The organism is Arthrobacter sp. AB6, assembly GCF_031844545.1.
In the GTDB taxonomy this organism is placed as follows: domain Bacteria; phylum Actinomycetota; class Actinomycetes; order Actinomycetales; family Micrococcaceae; genus Arthrobacter.
Genome location: NZ_JAUZVL010000011.1, coordinates 22869 through 47810, shown reverse-complemented (window position 1 = coordinate 47810; position 24942 = coordinate 22869). Strand labels below are relative to the sequence as shown.

25 protein-coding genes, 1 other RNA gene and 1 riboswitch are annotated in these 24942 nt (G+C 65.2%); of the genes, 16 read left to right on the top strand and 10 right to left on the bottom strand.

Features of this window, described 5'->3' with window-relative positions; all coding sequences use genetic code 11:
• Positions 1-17: 17 nt before the first annotated feature.
• Positions 18-1088, bottom strand: coding sequence for a hemolysin family protein (locus Q9R30_RS10710; RefSeq protein WP_104998399.1), 1071 nt, complete (start codon positions 1086-1088; stop codon positions 18-20).
• On the bottom strand, positions 1085-2455 hold the full coding sequence (locus Q9R30_RS10705) for a hemolysin family protein (protein ID WP_104998400.1): 1371 nt from the start codon (positions 2453-2455) through the stop codon (positions 1085-1087). The genes Q9R30_RS10710 and Q9R30_RS10705 overlap by 4 nt, the downstream gene beginning before the upstream one ends.
• A 546-nt stretch (positions 2456-3001) precedes the next feature.
• Between Q9R30_RS10705 and Q9R30_RS10700 the strand changes: the two genes are divergently transcribed.
• The 5 genes from Q9R30_RS10700 (at position 3002) to Q9R30_RS19350 (ending at position 9317) form a co-directional block, all read left to right on the top strand.
• Positions 3002-6802, top strand: a complete 3801-nt coding sequence (locus Q9R30_RS10700) for a multifunctional oxoglutarate decarboxylase/oxoglutarate dehydrogenase thiamine pyrophosphate-binding subunit/dihydrolipoyllysine-residue succinyltransferase subunit (protein ID WP_104998401.1) — start codon at positions 3002-3004, stop codon at positions 6800-6802.
• A 190-nt stretch (positions 6803-6992) separates the two neighbouring features.
• Positions 6993-7592 (top strand): GDSL-type esterase/lipase family protein, encoded by a 600-nt coding sequence (locus Q9R30_RS10695; RefSeq protein ID WP_104998402.1) that lies wholly within the window; start codon positions 6993-6995, stop codon positions 7590-7592.
• Positions 7593-7680: 88 nt separating this feature from the next.
• Positions 7681-8508: a DUF4097 family beta strand repeat-containing protein gene (locus tag Q9R30_RS10690; protein WP_311217588.1), complete on the top strand. Its 828-nt coding sequence runs from the start codon at positions 7681-7683 to the stop codon at positions 8506-8508.
• Positions 8508-9119 carry a PadR family transcriptional regulator gene (locus Q9R30_RS10685; protein WP_104998404.1) on the top strand — a complete coding sequence of 204 codons (612 nt, stop codon included), beginning with the start codon at positions 8508-8510 and terminating at the stop codon, positions 9117-9119. Before Q9R30_RS10690 ends, Q9R30_RS10685 begins: the two co-directional genes overlap by 1 nt.
• 123 nt (positions 9120-9242) lie before the next feature.
• Entirely contained in the window at positions 9243-9317 is a 75-nt protein-coding gene (locus Q9R30_RS19350) for a 50S ribosomal protein bL37 (protein ID WP_369299106.1), read from the top strand.
• Between the two features lie 98 nt (positions 9318-9415).
• Here Q9R30_RS19350 and rsrA read toward each other — a convergent pair whose 3' ends face one another.
• Both rsrA and Q9R30_RS10675 read right to left on the bottom strand, forming a co-directional pair.
• Positions 9416-9676 (bottom strand): mycothiol system anti-sigma-R factor, encoded by a 261-nt coding sequence (rsrA, locus tag Q9R30_RS10680; RefSeq protein ID WP_104998405.1) that lies wholly within the window; start codon positions 9674-9676, stop codon positions 9416-9418.
• On the bottom strand, positions 9673-10446 hold the full coding sequence (locus Q9R30_RS10675) for a sigma-70 family RNA polymerase sigma factor (RefSeq protein WP_311217587.1): 774 nt from the start codon (positions 10444-10446) through the stop codon (positions 9673-9675). Before Q9R30_RS10675 ends, rsrA begins: the two co-directional genes overlap by 4 nt.
• A 336-nt stretch (positions 10447-10782) precedes the next feature.
• Here Q9R30_RS10675 and Q9R30_RS10670 point away from each other — a divergent pair, with 336 nt between their 5' ends.
• The 11 genes from Q9R30_RS10670 to Q9R30_RS10620 all read left to right on the top strand — a co-directional run bounded on the left by Q9R30_RS10670 (position 10783) and on the right by Q9R30_RS10620 (position 19565).
• A complete protein-coding gene (locus tag Q9R30_RS10670) occupies positions 10783-11331 on the top strand; it encodes a DoxX family protein (protein ID WP_104998406.1) in 549 nt (182 codons plus the stop codon).
• A gap of 6 nt (positions 11332-11337) precedes the next feature.
• Positions 11338-12726, top strand: coding sequence for a 3-phosphoshikimate 1-carboxyvinyltransferase (gene aroA / locus Q9R30_RS10665; RefSeq protein ID WP_311217586.1), 1389 nt, complete (start codon positions 11338-11340; stop codon positions 12724-12726).
• Positions 12710-13825, top strand: a complete 1116-nt coding sequence (locus Q9R30_RS10660; protein ID WP_104998408.1) for a ribosome small subunit-dependent GTPase A — start codon at positions 12710-12712, stop codon at positions 13823-13825. Before aroA ends, Q9R30_RS10660 begins: the two co-directional genes overlap by 17 nt.
• A gap of 48 nt (positions 13826-13873) precedes the next feature.
• Complete coding sequence (gene hisN / locus Q9R30_RS10655) at positions 13874-14686, top strand: histidinol-phosphatase (protein WP_104998409.1); 813 nt, start codon at positions 13874-13876, stop codon at positions 14684-14686.
• Between the two features lie 159 nt (positions 14687-14845).
• A riboswitch (SAM riboswitch) is annotated at positions 14846-14959 on the top strand.
• A gap of 35 nt (positions 14960-14994) precedes the next feature.
• Positions 14995-16437: an aminotransferase class V-fold PLP-dependent enzyme gene (locus tag Q9R30_RS10650; RefSeq protein WP_311217585.1), complete on the top strand. Its 1443-nt coding sequence runs from the start codon at positions 14995-14997 to the stop codon at positions 16435-16437.
• 93 nt (positions 16438-16530) lie between these two features.
• Positions 16531-17289, top strand: coding sequence for a class I SAM-dependent methyltransferase (locus Q9R30_RS10645; RefSeq protein ID WP_311217584.1), 759 nt, complete (start codon positions 16531-16533; stop codon positions 17287-17289).
• Between the two features lie 64 nt (positions 17290-17353).
• Positions 17354-18082, top strand: coding sequence for a metal-dependent transcriptional regulator (locus Q9R30_RS10640; RefSeq protein WP_104998412.1), 729 nt, complete (start codon positions 17354-17356; stop codon positions 18080-18082).
• Entirely contained in the window at positions 18079-18504 is a 426-nt protein-coding gene (locus tag Q9R30_RS10635; protein WP_234005386.1) for a CrcB family protein, read from the top strand. Before Q9R30_RS10640 ends, Q9R30_RS10635 begins: the two co-directional genes overlap by 4 nt.
• Complete coding sequence (locus Q9R30_RS10630) at positions 18501-18902, top strand: CrcB family protein (protein ID WP_311217583.1); 402 nt, start codon at positions 18501-18503, stop codon at positions 18900-18902. The genes Q9R30_RS10635 and Q9R30_RS10630 overlap by 4 nt, the downstream gene beginning before the upstream one ends.
• A 67-nt stretch (positions 18903-18969) precedes the next feature.
• Complete coding sequence (locus tag Q9R30_RS10625; RefSeq protein ID WP_311217582.1) at positions 18970-19338, top strand: hypothetical protein; 369 nt, start codon at positions 18970-18972, stop codon at positions 19336-19338.
• Positions 19339-19430: 92 nt separating this feature from the next.
• Positions 19431-19565, top strand: coding sequence for a hypothetical protein (locus tag Q9R30_RS10620; protein WP_255428760.1), 135 nt, complete (start codon positions 19431-19433; stop codon positions 19563-19565).
• 2 nt (positions 19566-19567) lie between these two features.
• On the opposite strand, the gene Q9R30_RS10615 is transcribed toward Q9R30_RS10620, so the two are convergent.
• The 6 genes from Q9R30_RS10615 to ftsE all read right to left on the bottom strand — a co-directional run bounded on the left by Q9R30_RS10615 (position 19568) and on the right by ftsE (position 24915).
• Positions 19568-20551, bottom strand: coding sequence for a trypsin-like peptidase domain-containing protein (locus tag Q9R30_RS10615; protein WP_311217581.1), 984 nt, complete (start codon positions 20549-20551; stop codon positions 19568-19570).
• A 206-nt stretch (positions 20552-20757) separates the two neighbouring features.
• Positions 20758-21126: a transfer-messenger RNA gene (ssrA, locus tag Q9R30_RS10610) on the bottom strand.
• Between the two features lie 87 nt (positions 21127-21213).
• The gene (gene smpB, locus Q9R30_RS10605; protein WP_009356865.1) at positions 21214-21687 is read right to left on the bottom strand and encodes an SsrA-binding protein SmpB; all 474 of its coding nucleotides are present in this window, start codon (positions 21685-21687) and stop codon (positions 21214-21216) included.
• Positions 21688-21773: 86 nt separating this feature from the next.
• Positions 21774-23198 (bottom strand): M23 family metallopeptidase, encoded by a 1425-nt coding sequence (locus tag Q9R30_RS10600; protein WP_104998416.1) that lies wholly within the window; start codon positions 23196-23198, stop codon positions 21774-21776.
• 26 nt (positions 23199-23224) lie between these two features.
• Entirely contained in the window at positions 23225-24139 is a 915-nt protein-coding gene (gene ftsX / locus Q9R30_RS10595) for a permease-like cell division protein FtsX (RefSeq protein ID WP_104998417.1), read from the bottom strand.
• Complete coding sequence (gene ftsE, locus Q9R30_RS10590; RefSeq protein WP_311217580.1) at positions 24136-24915, bottom strand: cell division ATP-binding protein FtsE; 780 nt, start codon at positions 24913-24915, stop codon at positions 24136-24138. The genes ftsX and ftsE overlap by 4 nt, the downstream gene beginning before the upstream one ends.
• Between the last annotated feature and the right edge of the window lie 27 nt (positions 24916-24942).

Below are 24942 nucleotides of genomic sequence, written 5' to 3'. Positions count from 1 at the left end.
GGAAGGGCGCCGTCGCGTCAGCTGCCGTTCGGCTGTCCCAGCCGGCGGATGCCGGTGGCCTGCGTGGCGTCCCGGATCTCGCCCACCAGCTGCTCAATCACGTCCTCAAGGAACAGGACGCCCTGGGTGTTGCCATCCGGGCCGATCACCCGGGCAAGGTGCGAGCCAGTGCGCTGCATGACGGACATCGCCTTTTCAATCTCGTCGTCCAGTGCCAGGTTGGCCAATGACCGGATGCGGCTTTCGGCAATCGGCAGCCCATAGGCCTGCTCGGGGATGGAGAGCACGTCCTTGACATGGAGGTAGCCGTAGAGCATGTCGTCCTCGTCAAGCATGGGGAAGCGGGAAAACCCGGTGCGGCTGACTGCCTTTTCGAACTCCACCGGCGTGGTGGACGCCTTCAGCATGACCAGCTTGTCCAGCGGCACCATGATGTCCGCGGCAGTGTATTCGGAGAACTCCAACGCACCGGTGATGAGCCCGGCGTCGTCATCCACCAGTCCGTGGCGCGTGGACTCCTGCACGATCGACTGCACTTCCTCAAGGGTGAAAGAGGAATTCACCTCATCCTTGGGCTCAATGCGGAGGAGCTTGAGGACGTGGTTCGCAGACCAGTTCAGGACTGAGATCACGGGGTGGACCAGCCGGGCAACAAACATCAGCGGCGGGGAAAGCAGTAGCGCCGCCTTGTCCGCCACGCTTACCGAAATATTCTTCGGCACCATCTCGCCGAAGGTCACGTGCAGGAACGTCACCAGCATGAGGGCTACGGCGAAGGCCGCCACGTCGGCGATCTCCATCGGCAGGCCCAGCGTCTCCAGGGGGACGGCCAGCAGGTGGTGGATAGCGGGTTCTGCCACCAGCAGGATCAGCAGCGAACAGACGGTGATGCCAAGCTGCGCGCATGCCAGCATCAGCGACACGTTTTCCATGGCGCGGAGGGTGGTCTGCGCCCGCTTGGACCCGGCCTCGGCCAGCGGCTCGATCTGGCTTCGCCGCGCGGACATGACCGCGAACTCAGCGGCAACGAAGAACGCATTACCGAGCAGCAGGATCCCCAGCCAGACGATTCCGGCCCAGTCGCTCATTGTTCTGTCCTGTCGTCGCGCTTGGACCTGCCGTTGCGCTTAGTCTTGTCAGCAATGTCCGCGCGCTCGGGTTCAGCGGCCGGATGGAAGCAGATCCGGTCAATCCGGCGGCCGTCCATCCTGGTGACACTCAGTGCTCCCCCGCCGACGGGGACGGTGTCCCCCACGGTGGCAATCCTGCCCAGCTTGCTCATTACGTACCCGCCCACGGTTTCGTAAGCCGCTTCGTCCGGGACGGTCAGCCGGGGAATCTGCTCGGACAACTCGTCCGGGCGCAGCAGGCCGGGGAAGTACCAATCGCCGGAGGCGCTTTGCAGCAGTCCAGGGCGGACCTTATCGTGCTCATCCGCCACCTCTCCAACGATCTCCTCCACCAGGTCTTCGAGGGTGGCGATGCCGGCGGTTCCGCCGTACTCGTCCAGTACCACTGCGAGCTGCAGGTTGCCGTCCCTGAGTTCTGCCAGCAGGGCGTCAAGGTGGATGGTCTCGGGGACCCTCAGGACCTCGGTCATGATGGCCCCGGCTTCCAGGTTCGGGCGGCGGTCCCAGGGAACAGCCACCGCCTTCTTCACGTGAACCAGCCCCCGGATGTCGTCCGCGGAGTCCCCGATGACCGGGAAACGTGAGTATCCGGTCCGGCGGGCGGCATCCACCACGTCGGACACAGGCTGGTCGGCGTCGATCGTCTCCACCCGGATGCGCGGCGTCATCACGTCCGCCGCCGTCCTGGTGGAGAAGTTCAAGGTGCGCGCCACGAAGTTGGCAGTGCCGGCGTCGAGCGTTCCCATCGCCGCCGAACGGCGTACCAGGGATGCAAGTTCAGCGGGCGTCCGGGCGCCGGAGATTTCCTCCTTTGCTTCCAGTCCAAAGACGTTCAGCACCTTGTTGGAGAATCCGTTGAGCACCACGATGGCGGGCTTGAAGACGGCGGTGAACATCAACTGCGGCCGAGCCAGGGCCCGGCCTACTGGGAAGGACAGCGCAATGGCCATGTTCTTAGGCACCAGTTCGCCCAGGAGCATGGAGAGCAGGGTGGCGATCACCATGGCCAGGACCAGGGAGATGGAGGCGACTGCCACGCCGGGAAGTCCGACGGCGGCCAGGGGTGCTTCCAGGAGGCGGCCCACGGAGGGCTCCATCACGTAGCCGGTCAGGAGGGTGGTCAGGGTAATACCCAGCTGGCAGCTGGAGAGCTGCGTAGACAGTGACTTCAGGCAGGTGAGCAATGGCACGGCGGCCGTATCGCCGTCGTCAATGGCGCGCTGGACCGTTGCCTGGTCCAAGGCGATGAGGGAGAACTCGACGGCGACAAAGAAACCCGTGCCGGCGATGAGCAGCAGTCCTGCTGCAAGGAGAAGCCACTCCATTCAGCACCCCGCCCGGGAGGCGGTTGCCGACGGCGTGGCAATAGGAAGGAAAAGCTGGAGACCCGAAGATCTTCCCGGCGGAGGATGGTCGGCAGAGGCCGACGCTCTTTCCGCGCGGGCTACGGCCGGCTGGCCTGCCGGCGGGTGATGGGCGCGTGTTCGGGGTTTGCCGGCTCTGCGGGTGGACTGCGCGGAGCTGGTCTTCATGCTCCGCTGACAGCCCCCAGGCCGGCACCTAGATTTACTGTCCATAAGGTTTTCAGTCTACAGGAGCAGCACCCCTGCCTTGCCGCCGCCGGCCCGCCAGCGGCTCCCGCAGCCCGTTTTTCGCCGTGGCGGGGGCTGCCTGGCCATGGTGCTTAACGCCACATTCGGCGATCCCGGCGTCACTTCATGATTTGGGTCACCCTTATTGGCAGTTAACACAAGATGCTCACTAGACTTGCAAAGGTCTGGGTTCAGAGGACGCAGAGATCGGTTCGAACGTGTTGCTGAAGCACCGTGGGGCCGGAGAGAAATCAAACTCATGGAAGAGGCGTATTTCAAGTGCCAGAGCAGCCTAGCCACCGTCTACCAGAGGAATTTGGCGGAAACGAGTGGCTCGTTGACGAACTGTACGAGCAGTACCAGCAGGACAAGAACGCCGTGGATGCCAAGTGGTGGCCGCTGTTTGAATCGTTCGAGTCGGGCAACAGTTCTTCTTCCAACGGAAATTCGGGGCGCGCCGCAGCCCACGCCGCTACCAGGGAAATGCCTGTCGTAAACCCGGTTCCAGCAGCCCCGGCACCGTCGCCGGCCGCTGCACCCCCGGCGCCGCCCGCCGCACCGCCGGCTTCCGCCGCAGCCCCGGCAAAGAAGGCTCCCGCCACTGAAGCCCGCGACGGCAGCAAGAAGACCGGGACCGGAACCGGCTCGCAGCCCATCCCCGCGCAGCTGCCCAAGAACGTCAAGGCGCCCACCGCCCCCGAAGAGGACGTTGTCTCCGTCCTTCGCGGCCCGGCAAAGGCGATCGCCACCAACATGGTCACCAGCCTCCAGGTGCCAACCGCCACCAGCGTCCGCGCCATTCCGGCCAAGCTGCTGATCGACAACCGCGTGGTCATCAACTCGAACCTCGCCCGCGCCCGCGGCGGCAAGGTTTCCTTCACTCACCTCATTGGCTACGCCGTGATCCGCGCCCTTTCCCAGTTCCCGTCGATGAACGTGTATTACGACGAAGTGGACGGCAAGCCCGTTGCCGTCCAGCCGGCCCACGTCAACTTCGGCATCGCCATCGACATGCCGAAGCCTGACGGCACCCGCCTGCTCATGGTGCCAAACATCAAGAAGGCCGAGACCCTCAACTTCTCCGAGTTCTGGCACACCTACGAGGACCTCATCAAGCGTGCCCGCAACGGCAAGCTGACCGCAGAGGACCACCAGGGCACCACGGTGTCACTGACCAACCCCGGAGGCATCGGCACCGTCCACTCGGTGCCCCGCCTGTCAAAAGGCCAGGCCGCCATCATCGGCGTCGGCGCCCTCGACTACCCTGCGGAATTCCAGGGTGCCAGCGAAAAGATCATCGCCCATAACGCGATCAGCAAGGTCCTCACGCTGACATCCACTTACGACCACCGGGTAATCCAGGGTGCCGGCAGCGGCGAGTTCCTGAAGCTGGTCCACCAGCTGCTGCTGGGTGCGCAGGACTTCTACGACGAAATCTTCGAATCCCTCCGCATCCCCTACGAGCCGGTGCGCTGGAGCGCCGACAAGCAGGTGGACCCGGCTGACGAAATCAACAAGGTGGCCCGGATCCAGCAGCTGATCCACTCCTACCGCGTCCGCGGACACCTGATGGCGGACACCGATCCGCTGGAGTACGTCCAGCGCAAGCACCCCGACCTCGACGTCCTCACCTATGGCCTGACACTCTGGGACCTGGACCGCGAATGGCCCACAGGCGGCTTCGGCGGCAAGCCCATGCTCAAGTTCCGCGACATCCTGGGTGTCCTGCGCGATGCATACTGCCGCACCACGGGCATCGAGTACATGCACATCCAGGAGCCTGCCGAGCGCAAGTGGTTCCAGGACCAGCTGGAGCACCCGTACTCGAAGCCAAGCCGCGAAGAGCAGCTGCGCATCGTTTCCAAGCTGAACGCGGCCGAAGCCTTCGAAACCTTCCTCCAGACCAAGTTCGTTGGCCAGAAGCGCTTCTCCCTCGAGGGCGGCGAATCCCTGATCCCGCTGCTTGACGCCATCATGTCCGACGCAGCCGACGACGGCCTGGACGAGGTTGCCATCGGCATGGCCCACCGCGGCCGCCTCAACGTGCTCACCAACATCGCCGGCAAGACCTACGCCCAGGTCTTCCGGGAGTTCGAAGGCACCCAGGACCCTCGCTCCGTGCAGGGATCCGGCGACGTAAAGTACCACCTGGGCACCGAGGGGACGTTCACCTCGGACAACGGCAAGGAAACCAAGGTCTACCTGGCCGCCAACCCCTCCCACCTTGAAGCCGTGGACCCCGTCCTCGAAGGCATCGTCCGCGCCAAGCAGGACCGGCTGGACCAGGGCGAGTCCTTCCCGGTCCTGCCCATCATGGTCCACGGCGACGCCGCCTTCGCCGGCCAGGGAGTGGTGGCCGAAACACTCAACCTGTCCCAGCTCCGTGGCTACCGCACCGGCGGCACCATCCACGTTGTGGTCAACAACCAGGTGGGTTTCACCACGGCCCCCTCGTCATCCCGCTCGTCCACGTACTCCACGGACGTTGCCAAGATGATCCAGGCACCGGTGTTCCACGTGAACGGCGACGACCCCGAAGCCGTGGTCCGCATCGGACAGCTCGCCTACGAGTTCCGCCAGCGGTTCCACAAGGACGTTGTCATCGACATGGTCTGCTACCGCCGCCGCGGGCACAACGAGGGCGATGACCCCTCGATGACGCAGCCGCTGATGTACAACCTGATCGAAGCCAAGCGCTCAGTCCGCAAGCTGTACACCGAGTCCCTCATCGGCCGTGGCGACATCACCGAGGAAGAGGCCGAACAGCTGCTCCGCGACTACCAGGAGCGCCTGGAACGCGTCTTTGCCGAAACCCACGCGGCACAGACCTCCCCCATCCCGATCGTGACGGCAGATACCGCCGCCGTCTCGGACATCGAGCGTCCCATCTCCCAGCAGTCGGACTCCGGCGTCAATGCCCCTGCCTCCACGGCAATCTCCGCCGAGACCCTGGCCCGGATCGGCAAGGCCCATGTGGAAGTCCCCGAGGGCTTTACCGTCCACGCCAAGCTCAAGCAGCTGCTCGAGAAGCGTGAACAGATGTCCCGTGAGGGCGGCATCGACTGGGGCTTCGGCGAAATCGCTGCCTTCGGCTCACTGATCATGGAAGGGGTCCCCGTACGCCTTGCCGGCCAGGACTCCCGCCGCGGCACGTTCGTGCAGCGCCACGCCGTCTTCCACGACCGCGCCAACGGCAAGGAATGGCTGCCCCTGGGCCACCTCTCCGATGACCAGGCGAAGCTGTGGATCTACGACTCCCTGCTCTCCGAATACGCGGCCATGGGATTTGAATACGGCTACTCCGTCGAGCGGCCCGACGCACTGGTCCTTTGGGAAGCCCAGTTCGGTGACTTCGTCAACGGCGCCCAGACCATCATCGACGAGTTCATTTCCTCCGCTGAGCAGAAGTGGGGCCAGCGCTCCTCGCTGGTCCTGATGCTGCCCCATGGCTATGAAGGCCAGGGACCGGACCATTCCTCCGCACGGATCGAGCGGTTCCTGCAGCTGTGCGCCGAAGAAAACATGATCGTGGCCAACCCCACCACGGCGGCCTCGCATTTCCACCTGCTGCGCCGCCAGGCCTACAGCCGTCCGCGGAAGCCGCTCATCATCTTCACGCCCAAGCAGCTGCTGCGCCTCAAGGCGGCGGCATCCTCGGTGGAGGACTTCACCACCGGCAGCTTCCGCCCTGTGATCGGGGAGCACGAGCAGCTGGCGGGAGACGCCGTCGAACGCGTACTCCTGGTCTCCGGCCGCCTGTACTACGACCTCCTGTCCACGCGGCAGAAGACCGGTGACAAGACCACCGCGATTGTCCGCGTGGAGCAGCTCTACCCGCTGCCGCACGAGGAGATCGCAAAGGAACTGGCCAAGTATCCGAACGCCGAGGTTGTCTGGGCCCAGGATGAGCCCGCCAACCAGGGGCCGTGGCCCTTCATCGGCCTGAACCTGCCGGACGCCCTCGATCGCCGCATCCGGCTGGTCTCCCGCCCGGCTTCGGCGTCCACCGCTGCAGGGTCCATGAAGCGGCACGCAGCCGAGCAGGATGTACTCCTGAAGCAGGCATTTGCACGGAAGTAAGCAGTAAGGCTGCCCGGCCGGACGTCGAAATCCCAGACTCCGGCCGGGCAGTTCTGTTTAATGGAGTGCACAGCGCCGATGAAACGCACGGCGCGTGATGGACAGCCCCAACGAATGCACAGGCGCCGCTCCGTGGCCGGCAGTTGAATCCACGGTTGCAGCGGCAAGGCACTGACGTAAAGAGGAACGTGTGGAAGACAGGAAGCTGCGCATTGCAGCTGTAGGAGATGAACTGCTGGCCGGACTGGGTGATCCCCGGGCACTCGGCTGGCTGGGACGCGTCCTCGCCCGCACACCCCGGGACAGCATGCTCCTGGAAAGCTATGCCCTCCCCTGCCCGCAGGAAGGCACGGAAGGCCTGGCCGCGCGGTGGCTCGAGGAAGCAGGCCGCCGGTTCAGCGACCACGCCGAAAACAGGCTGGTCATCGGACTCTCCGGGCGTGACATCGAGTTTGGGCTCTCGACCGCACGCAGCAGGCTCAACCTGGCCAACATCCTTGACTCGGCATCGCAGAACCGCATCGAGGTCTTCGTCGTGGGCCCGCCCCCCACACTGGACCCGAACCGGAACAGGCGCCTGGATGAACTGAACACGGCCTTCGCCGACGTCACCACACGGCGCAAGCACCTGTACGTTGACACCTTCTCCCCTCTCCTGAACCACGAACAGTGGCGCCAGGACCTGGCAGCCAACGGGGGAACTCCGGGGCAGGCCGGTTACGGACTGATGGCGTGGCTGGTGCTTCACCGGGGCTGGTTCCAGTGGCTCGGCATGGACATCCCGGAGTAGGCCCGACTCGCGATATATCTTGACGCTGCTTCTTTGGGCGGGTAGCTTGGAAGGGTCAACACGATATATCGCCTTTGGGAGGACCCCCGTGCCTGATCAAGAATGGACTGTCACAAGCCCGCAGACCATCGACGTCGACGGCGTGGCGTCCCTGAAGCTGGGTATGGTCCAGGGCCGCTTCGACGTGGTTACGCACGAGGAGCCAGTTGCCCGGATCGAGATTGCGGACGTCCAGGGAGACCCGGTGGCGGTCTCCCTGAGCGATGGCCGGCTGGAGGTCCGCCACCAGTTGCACGGCCCCCAAGGCTGGTTCAAGAACCTGATGGGGACGGTCAGCCACAACAGCGAAAATTCAGCCATCATCAGCATCGCCGTTCCTGCCCACGTCCGCGTGGAGGCGGGAACAGTCAGCGGTGACGGGCTGGTGTCCGGCATCAAAGGGCAGACCCGCCTGAACACGGTTTCCGGCTCAGTCATGGCGGACGGTACCGAGGGCGAACTGCACATCAACACCATCAGCGGAGAAGTCTCCGCCCGGAACCACACCGGCGTCCTCACCGCCAAGAGCGTCTCCGGCGAAGTGACCGCGTCCGGGCGCCTCAGCAATATCCGCGCCAACACCGTCAGCGGAGACATGAGCTTTGATCTCCTGGGCTTTACGCACGATTTCGGGGCCAACTCGGTGTCCGGCGACCTCACCATCCGCCTGCCCCATGACGTCGGCGTGGACATCGTGGCCAAGTCTGCCAGCGGTGCGGTGGTGATCGGAGACCAGCGGTACACAGTGGTCGGCGGCAAGGTGGAAACCATTGCGGGGCCGGACGGACAGCTCATGCTGGTGCGGACAAACACGGTGTCAGGCAAGACCTCCATTTTCCACGGCCCGGCGGCGGAAAATGCAGAAGCTGGCTCCTAATGGCCCCGGTATTCGCCCACGGCGCGCTTCGCCTTTACTTGCTGGCACTGCTTGAGTCAGGTCCCAAACACGGCTACGAGCTCATCAAGGAACTCAAGGAGCGGTTTGGCGGCACCTACTCCCCCAGCGCCGGAACCATCTACCCGCGGCTGGGGAAACTTGAGGAGGAAGGGCTGGTAGCCACACAATCCGCCGGGCGCCGGACCAACTACCACATCACAGCATCCGGGCTGGCTGAGCTGAACCGGCGCCGCGACGAACTGGCAGGGGTTGAGAGCGAAATCTCGGCCTCCGTCCGGCGCCTGGCCGACAACCTCCGCGAGGACATCCGCAGCAACATGCGGGGCCTGCGCGCCGATCTTGCGGCCACGGCGGAGGCGGCGCGGGCCACTGCCCTGTCGACGGATTTCAGGGTCCCCGGCCGGTTGCCTCCGGAAAGCCAGCGCTCCCTGAAGGAAGCGGAAATGATGCTCCAGCGGTTCCGGGACGATCTCAGGGCGGAGCTGCGGCTGCACGCAGGCAGGCAGCCGCTCAGCCCCCTGGCACTGGAAACAGTCAGGACGGTCCTGGAACAGGCCGGCATCTCGATCCGCAACTCGCTCAAACCCTAGGCCTGCATGCCTTCACAGCTGACAAGGCGCAGGTCACGCTGCTGTTCCTGGTTCGCGGGCAGCTACTTGATGTGCGAGACTTGAGGGCAGCTCTTTTGAGTACCAACAGTAAGGAGGCCAGCTATGAGCAAGCGTGCACGCAAGCGTCGTGACCGTAAGCGTGGCGGCGCGAACCACGGGAAGCGCCCCAACACCTAGGCAAATGCCAGGGACTACGGTTCAAGCGAAGGACCCCGGAAGCCACACGGCTTCCGGGGTCCTTTGCTGTTCAGCGGCGGCGGTGCGGGCCGGCCGCCCTACGCGTCTACCGGCCGGATTGTATGGATCCGGTCAAGAATGGCGTTCTTCAGGTTTTCCGGAGCAGCCTCGGTGCAGGAGCGCTTCACCATGTTGCGGATCACGCATTCGAGGTCGTACTGCTCCGTGCATTCCGGGCAGTCATCAAGGTGGTTCTTGATGTCAGTGATGTCCTCGCGGGTCAAAGCACCGTCGAGGTACTCGTAAATCCGTTGCATCCGCGTGTCATCGCAATCGCCCAATCCCTGGCAGTCGCTCATTTCCTGCTCTCCTGTTGTGTGCTTCCTGCCGCGTCCTGTGATTCGGCGGCTGTCTTGAATCCGCGCTCTGCGGCGTACTCCCCCAGCATGTCCCGCAACATTCTCCGGCCGCGGTGGAGCCGGGACATCACCGTGCCGATGGGCGTGTTCATGATGTCTGAAATTTCCTTGTAGGCGAACCCTTCGACATCGGCGAAGTAGACCGCGAGGCGGAATTCCTCGGGAATGTCCTGGAGCGCCCTCTTTACATCGGAATCCGGAAGGTGGTCCAGCGCTTCGGCCTCGGCTGACCGGAGCCCGCTGGAGGTGTGCGACTCAGCCCTCGCCAGCTGCCAGTCCTCGATGGTGTCCGAGTTGGACTGGAGCGGTTCCCGCTGCCGTTTGCGGTACAAATTGATGTACGTGTTGGTCAGGATGCGGTAGAGCCAGGCCTTGAGGTTGGTTCCGGGCTTGTACTGGTGGAACGCGGAGAAAGCCTTGGTGTAGGCCTCCTGGACGAGGTCCTCGGCGTCGGACGGGTTCCGGGCCATGCGCATCGCCGCCGAATAGAGCTGATCGACATACTGCATCGCATCGCGCTCGAACCTCAGCCTGCGTTCTTCCGCAGATTCAGTGGAAACGTCCACCAGGGCCCCGTCCGTGTCCGGGGCAGGCCCCTCCACCGGGACAACTGCGGAATCCGCAGCCTCTGTTCCGGCGGCTACGCTGCTCTTCGCTTCGTTAGGGGAAGCTTCGTACATGGCCGAGACGGCCGGATCCAAGGTGCTCATTGCCCTCAAGTCTACTGTCAGGCTCCGCGCACGCGGCGGCCCGTACCCTGGTGGTTCGGACTTAAACGAGTCCAGTGCCACCGGGCCTGCTGCTTCAATTCCGTCCAACACGCGCGCCAAGGGCCCAACTCCGCTCTGCTTGTCCGGCCGGGGACCTGCCTCTGGCGATCCGTGCCGGCCATCTGTTGCATGGTTTCACCCATGATTTACCTGCGGACCGGTGTTCCCGGATCCGACATCCATAACCTCCTGCGCTCGGCAAATATTCCCCAAAAGTGCAAGACTAGGACGGACTCCGCCGCATTCGACGCGGTTCGTCCACCCGGGAGGAAATCCATGTCCTTTGTCCGCACGCTCGCCCGCCCCATGCTGGCCTCCAGCTTTGTCCTTGCTGGAATGGATAAGCTCAAGAACGCTGACGACACCGCCCAGCAGCTCTCGCCGCTGCTCCGCAAGGCAGCCGCCTCGCTGCCCTTCAAGACGGACGAGAAGACCCTCGCCCGCGTCATCGGCGGAACCCAGGTTGGTGCCGGCGTGCTGTTCGGGCTGGGCAAGTTCTCCAGGCTTTCGGCCACTGTGCTCACCGTGATTTCCCTGCTCAACACGTTCGTCGAATGGCGCAGCGCAGACATCAGCAGCAAGGAAGGCCGGGACACCCGGCGTAACCAGCTGCTCAAGAACCTGTCGCTGAGCGGAGGCGCCCTGCTGGCGTCCGTGGATACAGCCGGCAAGCCGGGCCTTGCCTGGCGGGCAGAGCACCTGGCCGCGGATGCACGCAAGGGCGCCTCGCACCTCGCCGCGGATGCCAGGAAGACCACCAACAAGAAACTCCACAAAGCGGACAAAGCCGTGCGCCGCGCGGTGGAGCAGGCCACGGGGGCATAACAACGAATGACCGCAGCAGCCGCCGTCCGGGATGATTCCGGCACGCCTGTCCCACACTGGCCCGCACCCTTCGCGTCCCGGCCCGTCAATGCCACCGTGACGGTGCCCGGTTCCAAGTCTCTAACCAACAGGTACCTGGTCCTTGCCGCCCTGGCTGACGGACCGTCCCGCCTGCGCGCGCCCCTGCACTCCAGGGACTCCGCGCTCATGATCGAAGCACTACGCCAGCTGGGGGCCACCATTACGGAGGTGCCCGGGGACGGAGCCTTCGGACCCGACCTGGAAGTTGTTCCGCTGAACCCGGACGCCGCCCCGTCCCTGGCCAGGATTGACTGCGGCCTCGCCGGCACTGTCATGCGGTTCGTCCCGCCCCTCGCAGCACTGCGCAGGGGTGCCAGCGAGTTCGACGGCGACCCCCACGCCCGCAAGCGGCCGATGGGAACCATCATCGAAGCACTCAAGTCGCTGGGAGTCGCAGTGTCCTCGACGGAGGGCGGCACGCCGTCGTCATTGCCGTTTGTGGTGGATGGCACCGGTGAGGTCCGCGGCGGCCACCTGGTTATCGACGCCAGCGCCTCCTCCCAGTTCGTTTCGGCGCTGCTCCTGGTGGGGGCACGGTTCACCGAGGGCCTGCACCTGGAACACGTGGGCAAACCGGTGCCCAGCCTCGACCACATCAACATGACCGTGGCCGTCCTGCGTGGAGCCGGTGTAGCCGTGGACGACTCGCGTCCCAACCACTGGGTTGTCAGCCCGGGACCCATCCGGGCATTTGACCAGAGGATCGAGCAGGACCTGTCAAACGCCGGGCCGTTCCTCGCCGCGGCCTTGGCCTCGCGCGGCACCGTGCGGATCCCCAACTGGCCCGAAGAGACGCAGCAGGTAGGTGATCTCTGGCGGAGCATCCTCACCCGGATGGGCGCCGAGGTCACCTTGCACGACGGCGTCCTGACAGTGACGGGCGGACCGGCCATCAAAGGCGCGGACTTCGCCGACACCAGCGAGCTGGCCCCCACCGTCGCCGCCCTGTGTGCACTGGCGGACGGGCCCTCGCGGCTGAGCGGCATTGCCCACCTGCGGGGACATGAAACGGACCGGCTTGCCGCGCTGGTGGCTGAAATCAACCGGCTCGGCGGTGACGCCGAGGAAACCAGCGACGGCCTGGTGATCCGGCCTGCCAGGCTGCACGCCGGCGTCGTCCACAGCTACGCGGACCACCGCATGGCTACCGCCGGAGCCATCCTCGGCCTGGCCGTGGAGGGCGTCGAGGTGGAGGACATCGCCACCACCGCCAAGACCATGCCGAATTTCCCCCGGTTGTGGGCGGACATGCTTGCGCAGGACGGCACCCCCGAGGCGGGGGCGGAAGGTTCCAGCGGTGGCGCGGAGCACTGACTCCTGGGACGAATCCGACGTCCGGATCCGGCCCAGCAAGAAGGGCTCCAGGCCCCGCACCAAGGACAGGCCCAGCCACGACGACGCCGTCACCGGCCGGATCATCACGGTTGACCGTGGCCGTTACACAGCCGTGGTGGGTGAGGACTCGGGCAACGAGCGTGTGGTTATTGCCGCCAGGGCAAGGGAACTGCGAAGGAACCCGGTGGTCGCGGGCGATTTTGTATCACTCGTGGGTGATGTCTCCGGCGAGCCGGACACTTTGGCACGGCTGGTGAAAATCCAAAACCGCAAGACGCTCCTGCGGCGCAGCGCTGACGATACGGATCCGGTGGAACGTGCCGTGGTGGCCAATGCTGACCAGCTGGTCATTGTGGTGGCGGCTGCCAACCCCGAGCCGCGGACGGGCTTCATCGACCGCGCCCTGGTGGCCGCCTACGACGCCGGTATCGAGCCGATCCTGCTGGTCACCAAGGCGGACATCAAGGATCCCGCGGAGCTGCTGGCCAACTACACCCACCTGGACTTCCCGGTGATCATCAGCCGGACTGCGGATGCGCAGGCCTCGGGCGTGGACGCCCGTTCCGACGACGGCCTGTCCGCCCGCCTGGACAGGACCGCCGTCGCGGAGCTCCGGACCTACCTCGACGGGAAAGTAACAGTCATGCTGGGGCATTCCGGCGTAGGCAAGTCAACCATGGTGAATGCGCTGACCGGAGCCGAACGGGCCACCGGCGGGGTGAACGCCGTAACCGGCCGGGGAAGGCATACATCGTCGTCCGCCCTCGCCCTGCGCCTCGCGGACGCGCCTTCGGGCAGCTGGATCATCGACACCCCCGGCATCCGCTCCTTCGGCCTGGCCCACGTGGACCCGGACCGGATCCTGCGTTCGTTCCCGGACCTCTCCCCCGGCACGGATGACTGCGAGCGCGGCTGCAAGCACACAGCCATCGCCGTGGACTGCGGGCTGGATGCATGGGTAGCGGGGGGCCATGCCGGGCCCACCGGTGCAGCACGGCTGGCCTCCCTGCGGCGGCTGCTGGGGACGGACCCACGAATGGAAGCCCAGGAGGCCAAGGAGCTGGGCAGCGTCAACTGACAGGGCCGGGTTCCCGGCAGAACGGCGCGCAGACGGTAGTTTGGAACCATGATCCAACCCGCTTCGAGCTACAACGATGACCTGCGCCTGGCCCACGTCCTGGCCGACTCTGTGGACGACCAGACAATGAGCCGCTTCAAGGCGCTGGACCTCCACATCGAGACCAAGCCGGACCTGACGCCGGTCACCGATGCGGACAAGGCGGCCGAGGAAGCCATCCGCGGCCAGCTCTCCCGCTCCCGTCCGCGCGATGCCGTACTCGGCGAGGAGTTCGGCAGCACCGGCCATGGCGCGCGGCGGTGGATCATCGATCCCATCGACGGCACCAAGAATTTTGTCCGCGGCGTTCCGGTCTGGGCCACCCTGATCGCCCTCGTGGACGAAGGCGAGCCGGTGGTGGGCGTAGTGAGTGCCCCCGCACTGGGCAAGCGCTGGTGGGCGGCCAAGGGCATGGGCGCCTATATGGGACGTTCCCTGGCAGCCGCAACCCGGCTCCGGGTATCCAACGTCTCCAGACTGTCCGACGCTTCCCTTTCGTACTCGAGCCTTGGCGGCTGGAAGGAGCGCGGGAACCTCAACGAATTCCTGGGCCTCACGGAGGACGTGTGGCGTACCAGGGCGTTCGGGGACTTCTGGTCGTACTGCATGGTGGCGGAGGGCTCGGTGGATATCGCCTGCGAGCCCGAACTGAACCTCTACGACATGGCCGCCCTGGTGCCCATCGTGGTTGAAGCGGGCGGCCGGTTCACATCGCTGGAAGGCGAGGACGGCCCGTTCGGCGGCAACGCACTGGCCACGAATTCCATCCTGCACTCGGAGGTGCTGCGCCGGTTGAACCCGGACCTGGACGACCTCCTCTGACCCTCCTCTTCCGAACAATCAACGGCGGGCACCTCCGAAAGGAGGCGTCCGCCGTCGTTATCTTCGGCTAATGCAGCCCTTTTCAAGTGCACGTAACAAAGCCCTTAACATTCCGGCGGGCTTTTAGCCTGCACAGGCTATGTTCTACGCTCTTAAGCAGGTCACGAGTGCCAGCGCTAAACCCCGGTTTGCTGGCCGGCAACCCTCCATTCGCGGTGGGGTGCCCCGGGTGACGACCAGGCCGGTCCGGAACGGATGCGGCAAGCGCGGATTCCCCCAGCGGAGTCCTGTTTCAAAGTGAGGTCTCTGTGACAACAGCCACCGTCTCCCCCAACGCCGCAATCCAGCCTGAAGCCGCAGCACAGCCCGGACCGGAAGCCCGCTTCGACCAGCACCATGCAGCAGCCGGCCGTCCCCTGGCGGCAGTCACCGGCGCGGAAATCCAGGCTCCCCTGATCCATGGCGGGCACGTGCGGTACGCGAACCTGGACTACGGCGCGTCCGCGCCGGCGCTCTCCGTAGTGTCCGCCTACCTCAACGAAATCCTGCCGTTCTACGCGAGCGTGCACCGCGGAGCGGGCTACGCCTCCCAGATCAGCACCTCGGTCTACGAGAATGCCCGTGCGATCGTCCGGGAGTTCGTGGGCGGCCGCCCGGACGATTCTGTGATCTTCACCCGGAACACCACCGACTCCCTCAACCTGCTGGCCGGCTGCCTGCCCGGCACGGACGGCCAGGCCGACGGCGACGTCCTGTACCTCGACATTGAGCACCACGCCAACCTGCTGCCATGGCAGGGTGTCCCCCACCGCAGCATCGTGGCGGCCGATACCATCGCAGGGACCGTTGAGGCCGTGCGTGCCGAACTGCAGCACGGCGGCGTAAGCCTGCTCGCCGTCACCGGCGCGTCCAACGTCACGGGCGAAATCCTTCCCATCCGTGCCCTCGCCGCACTCGCCCACGAGCACGGCGCGCGCATCGTCGTGGACGCGGCGCAGCTGGCGCCGCACCGCCGCATTGACATCACCGCTGACGACGTCGACTACATCGCCTTCTCGGGGCACAAGCTCTACGCGCCTTTTGGGGCCGGCGTGCTGGTGGGGCGGCCGGACTGGCTCGACGCCGGAACACCGCACCTGGCCGGCGGCGGCGCCGTCAAGGAGGCAAGGCTCGACGGCGTCAGCTGGGCAACGGGTCCGGCCCGCCACGAGGGCGGATCACCGAACGTACTGGGAGCGGCTACCCTGGCCCGTGCGACGCAGGTCATCGCTGCGCTGGACCAGGACCGCTGGCACGCACACGAATCAGCCATCCGTTCCTACCTGGTGGAAGGCCTGCAGGGAATCGACGGCGTGACTGTCCACCAGATCTTCAAGGACACGAACCCGGATACCGACACCATCGGGGTGGTCAACTTCTCGGTGGAAGGATACGACGCCGGACTCGTGGCGGCGTACCTGTCAGCAGAGCATGGCGTGGGCCTGCGCGACGGCCGCTTCTGCGCCCACCCGCTGCTGAAGCGGCTGGGCCTGCCGTCCGGTTCCCTCCGTGCCAGCTTCGGCGTGGGATCCCGGCTTGACGATGCCCAGCGGCTCCTGGCAGGAATCCGTGAGCTGCGGAGCAAGGGGCTCGGCTGGGACTATGTGGTGGATGCGGGCCGCTGGGTTCCCGCCAACGACAACCGCACATACCCGCATTGGGCTCCCAACACGCCGGGAACGGCCGGCGCCGCCCCCTGCATCGACGACTGACCTGCGGCACGACTGAAGGCGGCCATCCGCGACACCGGCGCGGGTGCGGTAAATTCGGAAGGTAGCAACGAGACCTGACGAAGGAGGCCACGCGTGGCACGGGGTGGCCCCAAGCTGGATCATGGCCGACGCCGGGAACTGGGCCAAAGCTTCCAGGATGGCGGCAAGCATTACCAGCAGGTGCGGCCCGGATATCCCCCGGAGACCGCCCAGTGGCTGGTCCCGCAGGGCGCCCGCGATGCGCTCGATGTTGGTGCCGGCACCGGCAAGTTCACTGAACTGCTGCTGGACCTTGGTCTCTCTGTCACCGCGGTGGACCCCTCAGCCGACATGCTCGGGCAACTGGCGGAACACTATCCCGGCGCCGCGGCTGTCCTGGGCACCGCGGAGGCCACCGGCCTGCCTGATTCAGCGTTCGACGTCGTCACCGTGGCCCAGGCCTGGCACTGGTGCGATGCGCTGCGGGCCAGCACGGAACTGGCCCGCGTCCTCCGCCCGCAGGGAACTCTAGGCCTGGTCTGGAACCAGCTGGACACGTCCGTCCCCTGGGTCCACCGGCTCTCGAGGATCATGCACGCCGGGGACGTCTACAAACCCGGTTTCCGGCCGCTGGTGGGCCCTGAGTTCGAGGGGCTCGAAGGCCACCTTACGCACTGGCGGGACTCCGTCACCACCACGGACCTGATGGAGCTGACAAAGTCGCGCAGCTACTACCTCCGTGCGGCCGAGGCCACCCGGGCGAAAGTACTGGCGAACCTCGACTGGTACCTGCATGAGCACCTGGGACATGCGCCGGGCGAGGAACTGGAGTTGCCATACCTGACACTGGCCTGGCGGGCGGTGAGGGCATGAATGCCCGCCACTCCCTGCCCCGCTACTCCCCGCATGGCGGCGGCGAGCCGGTAGGCTTGGTCCCGTGAAGACCAGCGCGCCCTCCTCCTCCATCGAGGACTACGTCAAGGTCATCTACTCATTCACCGAATGGCAGGACAAGCCCATCACGTCCTCCCAGCTCGCGCAGCGCCTTGGCGTGGCCAATTCCTCCGTATCGGAAATGGTCCGCAAGCTGAAGGACCAAGGCCTGGTGGATCACAAACCGTACAGTGCCATCAGGCTCACCGACGCCGGGCTCCGGCTTGCCCTTTCCATGGTGCGGCGCCACCGGCTGATCGAGACCTACCTCGTCCAGCAGTTGGGGTACAGCTGGGACGAGGTGCACGACGAAGCCGAACTGCTGGAGCATGCCGTCTCGGACATCTTCATAGAACGGGTGGCAGCCAAGCTGGGCAACCCGCAGCGGGATCCGCACGGCGATCCGATTCCCACTGCGGATGGCAAAGTGTTTATGCCCCGAGCGCACCTTATGGGTGAACTCGATGAAGGCCACACCGGGCGGATTACCCGGATCAGCGACGACAACCCGGAACTGCTGCGCTACCTCGCCGCCGAAGAGATAGACCTCGACGCCGAAGTTGAGGTGGTGGGCCGCCGGCCCTTCGGCGGCGCCCTGGTGGTGCGGATCAGCAATTCGGGCCGCGAACGGAACTACGACCTCGCTGACGAGGTTACGTCGGCGCTGTGGGTGCACAGCGATCATCCCCACCCCGGCTGCCTCCTCGGGGACGCTGACTTGCCCAGGGTGTGAGCCGGCTGAAGACTCCCGGCGTAGGGCTGCGCGCCTGGCTTGCGGTGGCGGCCGGCGCCCTGATCGGCACCGAGCTGCGGTACGGCCTGGCTGTTGCGTTTCCTGAACTGCCCGGTGCCTTTCCCTGGGCCACCCTGGGCATCAACGTGGCCGGCAGCTTTGTCCTGGCCGCCCTCACCACCGTGTGGATGGCCCGGCCGCAGACTGCCTTCTGGCTGCGGGCCGGACTGGGGCCTGGCCTGCTGGGCTCCTTCACCACATTCTCGGCCGTGGTCTTTTCCGTGGACCAGCTGGCCCGGGCCGGGCAGCATGCTGTGTGGGCCGCCTACCTCGCACTGTCGCTGCTCCTTGGACTTGCGGCCGCCGGCGCGGGGTGGCGGGCCGGGAAATTTGTTGGCCGGCGCCCCGGGGTCCGCCGGTGATCGCGGCGGTCATGGTAGGAATATTCGGCGTGGCAGGCGCCCTTCTCCGCTTCGGCGTGGACAGCTGGTTTGCGCACCATAGCTCCACCCGCAGTACACGCGCCGCAGGCAGCGCAGGGAGGCTGCACTGGCCCTGGGCCACACTGCTGGTAAACGTGGCGGGCTGCTTCATCATCGGTGCAGCGCACGGCATCACTGCGGGGCTGGGGCTTGGTGCCGAATGGCAGGCCGGCCTGGCGGCGGGCCTGGCCGGCGGGCTGACCACCTTCAGTTCGTGGACCACGGCCACGGTGCGGCTGCTCAGCGAGGAACGATTCGGCGCTGCCGCAGCGAATCTCGCGGCCAACCTGGTCCTGGGTTTTGGTGCCGCAGCTGCCGGGATTGCCATGATGTCCTAGCGTTGGCTGTCTTTTCAGCTGTGGTGGCAAGGCGCTGATTTGGCGGGCTCCCGTATCGTGGATGGTGATGATTAGCAGACGCGACGCGGCCATTGCCCTTGATGTACCGATGGAGATGGCACAGCGCCATGGCCTTCCGAAGTGGATGACGGAGGCCGAGCTGGGTGAAATCATGGACAACCCGCCGCCTTGGTTGGTCCAGTCCCGCGCAAACCGCACCGGCAAACGCCCTGTGTGGGTCCACCTGGAATGCGCAGTCTGCGGTTACGAGGAAGCCGCCCGCCCCAAGAAATGGTGGCCGGACTTCACCTACGTGGTGTGCGGGCACCATACTCCAGAAGAGGTTCCCCGCGTGCGCGAAGGCTACGTCCGCAGCGAGTTCGACGGCGTTGGGACACGTTTTGTGGGCATCGCCGACGTACCTGTTCCCGACTGATTCGGGCCATTCCGGGCCATTACATTCGGGGCTGATTAGGCGTAACTTACGAAGTGGGACGCAGCCCGTCCCACTGCTGTAAGGAGCACGCCATGCCTGACAAAACACCCCACCAGAACCTGGCAAAGAAGCCGGTCAAGACCATCAAGGAAAAACGCGCCGAAAAGAAGGCGAAGAACCCTGAGGGCGCCCAGGACCCGGTGGCCCACTTGAAGAAGCGCCGGTAGCTTTACTGACCGTTTGCCTGCATCTCTTCGGGTACGGCGACGACGTCCTCTTCCCTGCCGTGCCTCAGCACCCTGATCTGCAGCGGCTGGCCGATTGCATCGGCAAACAGCAGTTTCTGCAGGCCCTCAGCGTTGCTGACGGCGCGGCTTCCGGCTGTGAGGATGATGTCGCCCGCCTGCAGTCCCGCGCGGCCTGCGGGTGATCCGGCCAGCACCTCCACCACCCTTAGCCCCTCCCGCTGGCCTGTCCTGATCACTGCGCTGGCGTTCAGCCGGATGGGGGTGCTGACCACTCCAAGGTAGGCGCGCCTGACCCGCCCGTCGTTCAGCAGGGCTGCGATGATCCGCCGTGTTGTGGTGTTGATGGGCACGGCAAGGCCCAGCCCGGCGCCGGCCACCGCCGTGTTGATGCCCACGATCCTGCCGTGCGCGTCTGCCAGGGCGCCGCCGGAACTGCCTGGGTTAAGGGCCGCGTCGGTCTGGATGACGTCCTCGATCACCCGCCGGTTGCCGCCCGCCCAGACCGGAATGGAACGGCCCAGGCCGCTGACCACTCCGGCCGTGACCGATCCTGCCAGCCCGAGCGGATTCCCGACTGCGATAACCAGCTGGCCAACACGCAGTGTCTCGGCATCGCCGAACCGGGCGGGGGCCACCCTCGGTGCTTTGCCGCGGACCACGGCGAGATCCGACAAGGGATCAACGCCCACGAGTTCGAGATCGGTCCGGCTGCCGTCGGCAAATGCGGCATGGCCCTTACTGGTGCCGGCCACCACGTGGGAATTGGTCAGGAGATAGCCGTCCTCGGTAAAGAGGACCGCGGAACCTGCTCCCATGCGGAACCGGCCGTTCCGGCGGGTGCTGGTCATTTCTATGGCCGCAACGTGCGGCGTAACGGTCTCAGCCACCCGCATGACCGTCTCCGAATATGAGTCCAGCAGGCCGTCGTCGAACACTTCTGGACTCGGCTCGCGCATCTGGTTCATGGGGCACCTCCTGGCTGCTCCGGCTGGCCCGGGCCAGCCGGGTCCGCGACGCCGGATCTTATAGGGGACAACCCAAGGCCAGCGGCGGCTAGTCCCGGACGGGCTACGCCGTCGGTGAACAGCCGTTCCTTCTGGCCAAGCGCTTAAACACGGAAAGACCCGGACGGGATGTGCGGGTCTTTCCGTGTGCCTTGCGGCTTTTCAAAATGTGGAGATGGGGGGAATTGAACCCCCGTCCGATGTCGTGTTGTCAGGGCTTCTCCGGGCGCAGTTTGCGTCGGATTTTCTCGGCCCCAGCCATGCTGCAAACAGCTGGCTGATCCGGGCCCAGTCATCTAAGAGTCCCGCTCACCCCGATGACGGGGGTAAGCAGCAGTGGCTATCTAAATGACGCCAGGATCCGGGGCGATAGCAACCTCGGGCTGACGGACTGTCTTACTGCTTAGGCAGCAAGAGCGAAGTCAGTGCGCTTAGATTCGGCACTTATTGGTTTGCAGACAGCGTTTACGAGATAATTCTGCATCCTCGGCCCGCTTCACCTGTCGCGACTAACATCGTCGAAACCGATCATCCCCGTATTTTGTTACCAAACCGGCGGGCTTCCCCTCCGGACTACCTATAGTAACGCATGATCCGCGGGATTCATTCCCCGCGGCGGCTTCCTAGCGGCGGCGGTTGCGTTCCCGCATCTCACGCTGCGCCTCACGGTTGTCCTGCTGCTCGCGGAGGGTCTGGCGCTTGTCGTACTCGCGTTTACCGCGGGCCACGCCGATCTCCACCTTGGCCTTACCGTCAACGAAGTACAGCTGCAGCGGCACAATGGTGTAGCCCGATTCCCGCACCTTGTGGGAAATCTTGATGAGCTCCTCGCGATGCAGCAGCAGCTTGCGGCGGCGGCGGGCGGCGTGGTTCGTCCAGCTCCCCTGGTTGTACTCGGGGATGTGAATGGCCTCCATCCACAGCTCGTCGTTGTAGAAGGTGCAGAACCCGTCCACCATGGAGGCGTGGCCTTCCCGCAGGGACTTCACTTCGGTGCCCATGAGCGCGATTCCAGCCTCGTAAGTATCCAGCACGTGGTAGTCATGCCGGGCCTTACGGTTGGTGGCCACCACTTTACGGCCACTTTCTTTAGGCAAGGGAAAGCTCCTCAGTTCAAGAATCGGATGTCCGCCGGCCCAGCCGGCGCGGAGTCATACCAGTCTACGGCAGGCCGCGCGCCTCGCTACAGCAGGCGCATCGGGTCCACGGCGGTGCCGTTCAGCCAGGTTTCAAAGTGGGCGTGGCAGCCAGTGGAGTTCCCTGTATTGCCCGAGTAGGCAATAAGCTGCCCCTGCGAGACCCGCTGCCCGTTCGACACCACGATGCTGGCGTTGTGGTAGTAGATGGTGTTCAGGGTGTTGCCCTCGACCAGGCCGTGGGAGATTTTGACCCGCCAGCCGCCGCCGTCGGCGGAACTCCAGCCCGAACTGAAGACCTCTCCCGCCGCTGCCGCATAGACGGGCGTGCCGCAGGCGGCGCCGAAGTCGATGCCGGTGTGCAAGTACCCGCCCTGGCCGTAGAAGTCGATGGTGCCCGGCGGCGTCGCCCGCCAGCCGAAGCCGGACGTGATGGGAACGCTGCCATCAAAAGGGTGCCGGAGACCAAAGGCCGACGGCGATCCAATAGGCGGCACAAACGGCTGCACCGGGGGCGGCGGCTGGTTCCTCGCTGCCGCGGCGGCCGCGGCAGCTGCGGCAGCTTCCGCCGCCAGCCGGCGCTGCTCGGCTTCCCAGGCTTCGCGGAGTTTCCTGTCGCGTTCCTGGATTTCCGCGGCCACAGCGTTCTGGCTGGCCTGCACACCTGCGAGCTGGGACTGGATGCCGGGCTTGGCCGCCTGGAGTTCGGCGTCGAGGCGGGTAGTGTCGGCGATCAGGCGGTCTACTTCTTCCTTCCGGGCGGCCGCTTCATCACGTGCCGCCTTCTCCCGCTCGAGGGCTGCGTCAGCCTTGGCCTTGAGGTCCTTGATCTCGGCTTCCACGGCCTGGAGCCGGGCTTCGGAGTTCACGTTGGTAGCGTTCTGCTGCGACAGCTTGTCCATGGCGGCGTTTTGGCTCCGCATGGCCTGGTCCGCCAGGTCCATGGTTTCGGTGAGGCTGCCGCCGTTGTTGGCCCCGAAGAAAAGTGACAGGTTGGACGGTACGCCGCCGGATTTGTAGGCCTGCGTGGCGATCTGGCCGATCAGCTTCTTGGTGTCTGCAATCTTTTGCTTGTCCGTCTCAAGCTGCTGGGTGATCTTGGCCTTGTTCTGCTGCGCCATGTCCACGCGGGCGGAGAGCGCCTCCACCTCTTTGACGGCACCGGCCACGCGCCCTTGGGCCTCAAGCAGTGCCTGCTGCGCGCCAGGCAACTGGCCTTGGTAGATCACCAGGTCGCTGGCCGCCTTGGCAATGCGCGAATCGACGAATTCCAGGGACTGCTGGACGCGGGCCGCCTCCGCTTCCAGCGCCCGCTGCCTGTCTTCCAGCTCGTCAGCGAAGGCCGGGGCTGTGGAGGAGGCCAGGCCCGCGGCAAGGACGACTGCCAGCAGGCCGCTGAGAATGCTTTTGCGGTGCGCCATGCGGCGGCTGTTCAGCCGGTGTCGCGGCGACGTTTGGTCCGTTAAGTTCATGGGCATTCCTTGTTCGGTTTGCATACCTAGACGCGAAGGTATCTGCGCAAGGTCAAGAGAGACGAAATTCCGGCCAAGGATCCACCAAGGATTATCAGCGCCGGCGCGAGGATCAGCGTCTGGCCGGCGGAGATGAAGGCTGTGTCCGGGTACTGCTGGGCCATGTAGTCGCCCAGGAAGAAGTGGGCCACGGCCCAGAGCGTGGCGGAGGCCAACGCCGCCCCAATGACGGCGGCAATGACACCTTCCAGGATGAAGGGAAGCTGGATCACTGTCTTGGAGGCGCCCACCAGGCGCATGATGCCCGTTTCGCGGCGGCGGCTGAAGGCGGACAGCCTGATGGTGGTGGCGATCAGGAGGATGGCGCACACAATCATCACGCCTGCGATGCTGACGGCCACCAAAGAGGCGCCATTCATGACCGAGAACAGGCGCTCAAGGAGCTGGCGCTGATCAATCACCGTTTCCACTCCGGGCTGCGAAGAGAAGGTCTCGCTGATGATCTGGTACTTTTCCGGATCCTTCATGTTGATGCGGAAGGATGCCGGGAGCTGGTCCGGCGTGACCGAATCTACGATGGGCGAATTCGAGAACTGGTCCTTGAAGTGCTTGTAGGCCTCTTCCTTGGACTCGAACTGGAAGTCGTTGATGTACTGCGCCACCGCCGGCGATTCCAGCAAGGCGTTAAGGCTCTCCTGCTGCTCGGGGGTGACTGGCCCGCTGGCGCAACCCGCCGCCGTCGACCCTTCACTACACAGGAAGATGGCCACCTGGACTTTGTCGTACCAGTAGCCCTTCATCTGGTTGATCTGCATTTGCAGCATGCCGGCCGCGCCCACGAAGGTGAGCGAGACGAACGTGACCAGGATGACGGAGACCACCATGGAGAGGTTGCGGCGGAGTCCGCTGCCGATCTCACCGAGAATAAACGCGAGCCTCATCGCTGTCCCTCGGCTTCGCCCGGCGTGCCCGCTTCGGGATTTTCCCGGCCGCTGGCGTCCTTGAGCCTGCGCGACTTGCCGACGACCGGAATCATGGAGGTGTAGAGGGCCCTTGCTTCGTCACGGATGACGATGCCGTTCTTGAGCTCAACGACGCGTTTGCGCATCTCATTGACGATGTCGTCGTCGTGCGTGGCCATCACCACGGTGGTGCCGTTTTGGTTGATCTTGTCCAGGATTCCCATGATGCCCATCGACGTGGTGGGGTCCAGGTTTCCGGTGGGCTCGTCGGCCAGGAGGATTCCGGGCCTGTTGACCACTGCGCGGGCAATGGCCACGCGCTGCTGTTCACCGCCGGAGAGCTCGTGTGGCATGCGGTGCTCTTTGCCCTCGAGGCCAACGGTCTTCAGGACCTCGGGGACTGTGTCCCTGATGACGCTGCGGCTCTTGCCAATGACCTGCATGGCGAAAGCTACGTTGGCGAAGACGTTTTTCTGGGGCAGGAGCCGGAAGTCCTGGAAGACAACGCCGATTCCGCGGCGGAGCCTGGGCACGCGCCAGCTTGAGATCTTGGCAACGTTCTGTCCGGCGACGTAAACAGCGCCGGATGTTGCCCTGTCTTCCTTGAGCACCAGCCGGAGGAAGGTGGACTTGCCGGAGCCGGATGCGCCCACCAGGAACGCAAATTCGCCGCGGTCAATCTCAAGGTTGACGGAGTCCAGCGCAGGCCGGGCTTTGTGGTCGTAGACCTTGGTGACATTTTCGAATCGGATCATGGCCCTAAGTACCCTGCAGGGCATGGC